The organism is uncultured Thermus sp. (assembly GCF_938010445.1).
Taxonomy (GTDB): domain Bacteria; phylum Deinococcota; class Deinococci; order Deinococcales; family Thermaceae; genus Thermus; species Thermus altitudinis.
Genome location: NZ_CALLUR010000028.1, coordinates 1 through 7,274 on the forward strand (window position 1 = coordinate 1; position 7,274 = coordinate 7,274).

A 7,274-nucleotide genomic window follows, 5' to 3' on the forward strand; every position below is an offset into this window, starting at 1 on the left:
GTGTAGATGCGGCCATCGGCCAGGAGCCGCACCCTCTCCGGGGAAAGGCGCCTTCCTTCGCTAACCCTGGCCAGGAAAAGCCGGTACGCCTCCCGCATATAGCCCTGGAGGATGGCTTGCTCCTCGGGGGTGAGGGGCCTTAGGCCAGAACCCATGTCCTTGAACCTTCCTTCCTTGAGAACCTCCACTTGGACGCCCAGTTTGGCCAACAGACCCTGGACCTGGGGGAGGGTGGCGATGACCCCGATGGAGCCGGTGATGGCCGTGGCCGGGGTAAGGATTTCCTGGGCGGCGGTGGCCACATAGTAGCCCCCGCTGGCGGCCACCGTGCCGAAGGCGGCCACCAGGGGCTTTGCCTGGGCCAGGCCCTTTAGGGCCCGGTGGATGGCCTCGGTTTCCGTTACGCTACCCCCAGGGCTATTCACGAAGAGGACGGCGGCCCGGATGCTTTGGTCCTCCCGGGCCTGGCGGATCTTGGAGAGGAGGTCCTCGAGGTCCTTCCCCGCGGGGATGCTCCCCACCACTTCCAGGAGGACCACTTTTTCGCCGCGGCCATATAGGGGGGTTTCCCGCCAGGGATGGCCGTTTTCCCGGGATTGGGTTAGGCGCCCCAGGCCCACCACCAGAAGGGCCACCGTCAGGAAAAGGAGAAGGGCTAGCCAACGCTTTCGGTTCATGGTTCCAAGGTAGCACAAGGGTATGCTGGGCCTGTGCTTAGGGTGGTGGTCAAGCCGGGAAAGGAGAGGAAGGTCCGCAACTTCTACCCCAACCTCTATCGGGATGAGCTGGAGGAGATGCCTTCCCAAGCAGGGGTGGCGGAGGCAGTGGCTACCGATGGGAGCTTTGTGGCGGTGGGCTACCTGGACCCCGGTTCCCGCATCCCTTTCCGGGCTTACCGCTTTGACCCTGGGCCGCTGGACCGGGCCTTTTTTCTAGCCCGCTTTCAGCGGGCCCTCCGGAGGCGGGAAGGGATGGGCCCAAGCTACCGCCTGGTGCACGGGGAGGCGGACGGGCTTCCTGGGCTGGTGGTGGACCGTTTTGGGGAGGTGTTGGTCCTCCAGGTCCGTACCCGGGGGATGGAGGCCTTAAGGGGGGTGTGGTTTCCGGCCCTTCTGGAGGTTGTGTCCCCCAAGGGGGTTTATGAGCGAAGCGATGTGGAGGCCAGGAGGCAGGAAGGCCTTCCCGAGAGGGTAGGGGTGGTCTACGGGGAGGTGCCTGGGGTTTTGGAGGTGGAGGAGGATGGCCTCCTCTTTTCCATTCCCCTGGTCCTGGCCCAGAAGACGGGGTTTTACCTGGACCAGCGGGAAAACCGCCGCCTTTTTGAAGGCCTGGTGCGCCCAGGGGAGAGGGTGTTGGACGTCTATAGCTACGTGGGGGGCTTTGCCCTCAGGGCGGCCCGGAAAGGGGCCTACGCCCTGGCAGTGGACAAGGACCTCGAGGCCCTCTCCGTCCTGGACCGGGCGGCCATGCGGCTGGGCCTTAGGGTGGACATCCGCCACGGGGAGGCCCTGGAGGTGCTGAGGGGTCTTCAAGGGCCTTTCCACCACATCCTCTTGGACCCGCCCACCCTGGTGAAGCGTCCGGATGAGGTTTCCCCCATGAAGCGGCACCTGGTGGACCTCCTGCGGGAGGCCTTGCGCCTCTTGGCCCCCGAAGGGTACCTCTGGCTTTCCACGTGTAGCTACTACCTAAAGGCGGACGACCTTTTGGAGGTGGCCCGGCGGGCGGCCGCCGACCGGGGGATGCGCCTTAGGGTGCACGGCCTCACCTACCAGCCCCAGGACCATCCCTGGAGCCTGCACGTGCCGGAAAGCCTCTACCTGAAGACCCTCATCCTGCAGGAGGATGCCCTATAGGGTCTAGCAGAAGGCCGGTTGGGCCCTGGTATGATGAGCAGGGAAGCACCTTTGGGGTGCAGAAAAGGAGGCCGGATATGGAAGTGGCAAGGGGTTTGGAGGGCGTGCTCTTCACGGAAAGCCGGATGTGCTTCATTGACGGGGAGGCGGGCCGCCTCTACTACTACGGCATCCCCATCCAGGAGCTGGCGGAGAAGAGCACCTTTGAGGAGACCACCTTTCTTCTGCTACACGGGAGACTTCCCAAAGGGGAAGAGCTGGAGGCCTTCGGGCGAGAGCTAGCCCGAAGGCGGGCCTTGCCGGATCACCTTCTGGAGTCCTTCCGCCGGTATCCCCTAGGGGCCCATCCCATGAGCTTCCTGCGCACGGCGGTTTCCGAGCTGGGGATGCTGGATCCCACCGAGGGGGAGATCTCCCAAGAGGCCCTTTACGGTAAGGGGCTAGACCTCATCGCCAAGTTCGCCACCATCGTGGCCGCCAACAAGCGCTTAAGGGAGGGCAAGGAGCCCTTGCCCCCGCGGGAGGACCTTTCCCACGCCGCCAACTTTTTGTATATGGCCAACGGGGTGGAGCCCTCCAAGGAGCAGGAGCGCCTCATGGACGCTGCCCTCATCCTGCACGCGGAGCACGGCTTTAACGCCAGCACCTTTACCGCCATCGCCGCCTTTTCCACGGAAACCGACCTCTACTCGGCCATCACCGCCGCCGTGGCCTCCCTCAAGGGCCCCAGGCACGGCGGGGCCAACGAGGCGGTGATGAAGATGATCCAGGAGATCGGCACCCCGGAAAGGGCCCGGGACTGGGTGCGGGAGAAGCTGGCCAAAAAGGAGCGCATCATGGGCATGGGCCACCGGGTCTATAAGGCCTTTGACCCCAGGGCCGGGGTCCTGGAGCGCCTGGCCCGCATCGTGGCGGAAACCCACGGGCATTCCACCGAGTACCAGATCCTGAAGATCGTGGAGGAGGAGGCGGGGAAGGTTCTGAACCCCAGGGGCATCTACCCCAACGTGGACTTCTACTCCGGGGTGGTCTACTCGGACCTGGGCTTTGGCCTGGAGTTCTTTACCCCCATCTTCGCCGTGGCCCGCATCTCCGGCTGGGTGGGGCACATCTTGGAGTACAAGGCTCTGGATAACCGCCTTCTCAGGCCGGATGCCAAGTACATCGGTGAGCTGGGCGTGCCCTACGTGCCCTTGGAGGCCCGGGCTTAAGGGCGTTGGGGAGGCGGGGGCCCAATCCCACCCCACCTTGGCGGAAGCCAAGGTGGGGACCCTGGTTAATCCCTGCACCAGGCCACGGCCTCCAGCGCCCCCGGAGGGCAATGGGGCGGGGAAGCCAAGCGCTTTCTAAAGGCCGGTCTATAGGCCGCAAAAGGCCTCATAATCCATCAGTTCCCGCTGGGTGGGATGGTCCCCACACACCGGGCAGGCGGGGTTGCGGCGTAGGGATAGCCTACGGAACTGGCCTTCCAGGGCGTCGTAGAGGACCAAAGACCCGGCCAGGGGTTTTCCGATCCCCAGGAGCACCTTGAGGGCCTCCGCGGCCATGAGGCTTCCCACCACCGCCGGCAAAACCCCAAAAACCCCCGCCTCGGCACAGGAGGGAACGCTTCCCGGGGGAGGGGGCTTGGGGAAGAGGCAACGGTAGCAGGGTCCCATCTCCCCTTCGGGGGTGGGGTGGTGGAAGACCGCCATCTGGCCGTCAAACTGGTAGATGGCCCCGTAGACCAAGGGTTTTCCCAGAAACACGCAAGCGTCGTTGACCAGGTAGCGGGTGGGGAAGTTGTCGGAGGCGTCCACCACCAGGTCGTAGGGGCTCAGGATCTCCAAGGCGTTTTCCGAGGTGAGGCGCACGGGGTAGGGGTCTATCTGCACCCAGGGGTTGAGGGCAAGCAGGCGCTCCTTGGCGGCCAGGGCCTTGGGCTTGCCCACGTCCTCCGTGGTGTAGAGCACCTGGCGGTGGAGGTTGGAAACCTCCACCCGGTCCATCTCCACGATGCCGATCCGGCCTACCCCGGCTGCCACCAGATACTGCAGGACGGGAACCCCAAGCCCTCCGGCCCCCACCACCACCACGGAGGAGCCCTTCAGCCTTTCCTGCCCCTCGGGCCCCACCTGGGGCAGGATCATCTGCCGGTGGTACCGATCCAGCTCCTCTTTGGTCCACATGCCTAGGCCTCCCGGGTGCCGAAGCCGGGGGGCAGGAAATCGGGGTAGTCGGGGTTGCCCTTGCGGTCGGGAGCCTTAGGGATGAGGTCCGAGGGGTGAGGTTCCCCTTTGCGGCAGTAAGGGCAGTCGTGGCGCACCTTGTAGCGCACGGGTCTGGCGGGTATGCCCAGGGCGATGGCGTGGGGGGGGACATCCTTGGTGACAATGGCCCCCGTGCCCACCATGGCATCGTCCCCAATGCGCACCCCGGCCAGGATGGTGGCGTGGTAGGTGATGCGTACCCCGCTGCCGATGATGGTTTCCTTAAGGGTCACGTCGGGGGAGGCCAGGACGTGGTGGGTGTGGCTGTAGACGTTCACGTAGTCGGAGAGGGAGGTGCGGTCCCCGATTTTTATCCCCCCGATGTCGTCCAAGAGCACGTAGCGGTGGACCACCACGTCATCGCCCAGCTCCAGGTTGTAGCCCACGGAAAACTCCACGTTCTGGAAGAACTTGGGGTTTTTGCCCACCCGTTTGAAGATAAAGGGGGCTAAGGCCCGGCGGATGGCCACCCCCGAGTGCACCGACTGGCCGATGGGGGTGAGGTCCAAAACCTTCCAGAACCAGAGGAGGGGCTTCACCTTTTGGAACTTCTCCTGGTCGGTGGCGGCGTAGTACTCGGCTTCAAAGGTGATGCCCTCGGGGTCTAGCCCCATGGCGGCCAAGGGGCTTAGCTCCAAGAGCTCCGCATAGGGCCGGCCATAGAGGAGGCGGGCCAGCTCCTCCCGCACCAGGGCGCTCCGGTCCACGCTGGGGTCGGAAAGCCTTTCCACCAGACCCCCAAGGAAACGCTCCAGGGCCTTTTCCTGAAGGGGGGCGATGCCTCGAGGAAGGAGCCAGGGCATAGGGTTATGGTAACCGGAAAAGGCCAAACGGGGAATGCCGGCCTCACCCGAGGCTGGAGCGATAGCCCAACTCCCTTAGGGCCTCGGGGTCCTTGCGCCAGTCGGGGTAGACCTTGACCTCGAGGTCCAGGTACACCTTCCGGTTCAAGAAGACCTCCAGCTGCTTCCTGGCCCCCTGGCCGATCTCCTTGATCTTCCGGCCCCCTTCCCCGATGACGATGGCCTTCTGGGAGGGGCGTTCCACGTAGAGGATGGCCTTGATGTAGAGGACGCCGTTTTCCCTTTCCGCCACCTCCTCGGTCTTCACGGCCACCGCGTAGGGTACCTCGTGCCAAAGCCGCTTCATGGCCTCTTCCCGAATGATCTCCGCCACCCACTCCCCGAAGTCTTGATCGCTTTTGGCGAAGTCCTCGGGGTAGAAGAAGGGGCCTTCGGGGAGGAGGGCCAGGAGTTCCGCCTTAAGCTCGGCCACCTGGCGCTCGTCCAAGGCGGAGAGCGTCCGGGTTTCCGCCTCGGGAAGGAGGGCATGGTAGGCCCTTAGGGCTTCCTCAGGGTACTTGGCCGCGTCCAGCTTGTTGCCCACCAGGAGGATGGGCACCTTCCCCACCAGGGGCCTTAGGGCCTTGGCCACCAGCTCGTCCTCCGGGGTAGGGGGGTGGCGCAGGTCCACCACCCAGACCACGGCGTTCACGTCGGCCAGGGCCTCATACACCTCTTGGTCCATAAACTCCCCCAGGGCGTCCATGGGCTGGTGGAGGCCTGGGGTGTCCACGAAGACGATCTGGCGGTTGCCCTCGGTGAGGATGCCCCGAAGGCGCTTGCGGGTGGTCTGGGGCTTGGGGCTGATGGGGGCCACCTTCACCCCCAGGAGGTTGTTGAGGAGGGTGGACTTGCCCACGTTGGGCTTGCCCACAATGGCCACGAATCCGGAATAGGTTTTCTCTTCCATGGTCCTTAGGTCATCCCGGCCCCCGGGGATTGGCCTTGAGGCCTGGGGCCGGACCTTCCAGCCACGGGCCTGGCCCGCAACCAAGGGCGGAATACGGGCTTTGCCCGTGGCCCAGGTTTTTCAGTATACTCCTAAGCCGTGGATCCCCTAGCCCTGGCCCTGCTTCCCGGCATCGGGCCCAAGCGGCTTCTGGAGCTTTTGGCTGAGGAAAACCCGGTGCGTTCTTTAAAAGAGCGCTTTCCTCAGGCGGCGATAGGGCTTCCCCAGGCGGAAAAGCAAGCCGGGAGGGAAAGGGAGCGGGCAGCGGCCTTGGGGGTGCGCATCCTGGGCCTGTGGGAGGAAGCTTTTCCCGAGGGGCTCAGGCGGCTTCCCCAGCCTCCCACCCATCTTTACCTGAAGGGAGAACTTCCGGAAGAAGGGCGGGCGGTGGCCATCGTGGGTACCCGCAAGGCCTCCTCCTGGGCCCTTTTCTTTACCCGGAGGCTGGCCCGGGAGCTGGCCGAGGCGGGGGTTGCGGTGCTTTCCGGTCTGGCCCGGGGCATTGACCGGGAGGCTCACCTTGGGGCCTTGGAGGGAGGAGGGCGGACCCTGGGGGTTTTGGGGAGTGCCTTGGACCGCCTCTATCCCCCCGAGCACCGGGAGCTGGCCCACAGGATGGACCTGGTTTCCGAGTTTCCCTTGGGCACCGGTCCCAAGCCGGAGTTTTTCCCGCGGAGAAACCGCATCATCGCTGGGCTTGCCCGGGCGGTGATCGTGGTGGAGGCCCCCTTGGAGTCCGGGGCCCTCATCACCGCCCGCTACGCTCTGGAGCTGGGCAAGGAGGTCTTGGCGGTGCCGGGCCGGCCCACGGACGAAAACTCCCTGGGGGCCAACCGCCTTATCCAGGACGGGGCTTACCCGGTGCTTTCCGCGGAGGACGTCCTCTCCTACCTGGGGTTTTCCGGAAAGCCCAGGAAGGCGCTGGAGCTTTCCCAGGAGGAGGAAGGGCTTTACGCCCTGCTGCGGCAGGGAGAGGCCTTGCCCGAGGACCTGGCCCAAGCCTTGGGGTTGCCCCCAGAGCGGGTGCTTTCCCTCCTCACCCTCCTGGAGCTGAAGGGCCTGGCCCAGGCCTTGCCGGGGGGGAGGTATGGGGCCTTGTAGGTGGGGAGAAGGGGCACCGAGGGCTTTTCTCGGCCATGTGTGGAGCCCACTTGGAAGGAGTTCATGGGCAAAGGCCCTGGGTCTGGCGAGGACGTGGTAAGGGGGTTCAGGGGATACGCTTAAAGGGCCGGAAGCGAAAAAGCGTTATGATGGGGGCGGAGGTTGGCCATGATCAAGCCCGAGGCCAAAGGTGGGGATGTGCATATCCAAGCGGGGCTCATCTGGATGAATGGGGCCCTTCTGCCCCAGGAGGAGGCCAAGACCAGCGTCCTAAGCC

At 64.9% G+C, this 7,274-nt stretch carries 7 protein-coding genes and 1 pseudogene; 4 read left to right on the top strand and 4 right to left on the bottom strand.

The genetic code is table 11. From position 1 onward, the window contains the following. On the bottom strand, positions 1–677 hold a 677-nt coding region (sppA, locus tag Q0693_RS01505), incomplete at its 3' end, for a signal peptide peptidase SppA (protein ID WP_298628641.1). Positions 678–710: 33 nt separating this feature from the next. Here sppA and Q0693_RS01510 point away from each other — a divergent pair. Both Q0693_RS01510 and Q0693_RS01515 read left to right on the top strand, forming a co-directional pair. Then, complete coding sequence (locus Q0693_RS01510; RefSeq protein ID WP_298628643.1) at positions 711–1,856, top strand: class I SAM-dependent rRNA methyltransferase; 1,146 nt, start codon at positions 711–713, stop codon at positions 1,854–1,856. A 77-nt stretch (positions 1,857–1,933) separates the two neighbouring features. Then, the gene (locus Q0693_RS01515) at positions 1,934–3,067 is read left to right on the top strand and encodes a citrate synthase/methylcitrate synthase (protein WP_298628645.1); all 1,134 of its coding nucleotides are present in this window, start codon (positions 1,934–1,936) and stop codon (positions 3,065–3,067) included. 147 nt (positions 3,068–3,214) lie between these two features. Here Q0693_RS01515 and moeB read toward each other — a convergent pair whose 3' ends face one another. From moeB to era, 3 genes are read right to left on the bottom strand one after another with little or no spacing between them, the layout of a single operon-like run. Beyond that, a complete protein-coding gene (moeB, locus tag Q0693_RS01520) occupies positions 3,215–4,024 on the bottom strand; it encodes a molybdopterin-synthase adenylyltransferase MoeB (protein ID WP_298628647.1) in 810 nt (269 codons plus the stop codon). A 2-nt stretch (positions 4,025–4,026) separates the two neighbouring features. Continuing rightward, on the bottom strand, positions 4,027–4,908 hold the full coding sequence (locus Q0693_RS01525; RefSeq protein WP_243030103.1) for an acyltransferase: 882 nt from the start codon (positions 4,906–4,908) through the stop codon (positions 4,027–4,029). Positions 4,909–4,951: 43 nt separating this feature from the next. Continuing rightward, entirely contained in the window at positions 4,952–5,857 is a 906-nt protein-coding gene (gene era, locus Q0693_RS01530) for a GTPase Era (protein ID WP_243030104.1), read from the bottom strand. A 138-nt stretch (positions 5,858–5,995) separates the two neighbouring features. On the opposite strand from era, the gene dprA reads away from it, so the two are divergent. Both dprA and Q0693_RS01540 read left to right on the top strand, forming a co-directional pair. Beyond that, positions 5,996–6,997, top strand: coding sequence for a DNA-processing protein DprA (dprA, locus tag Q0693_RS01535; protein ID WP_298628653.1), 1,002 nt, complete (start codon positions 5,996–5,998; stop codon positions 6,995–6,997). 168 nt (positions 6,998–7,165) lie between these two features. Then, a pseudogene (locus Q0693_RS01540) lies at positions 7,166–7,274 on the top strand (branched chain amino acid aminotransferase); the annotation flags it as partial.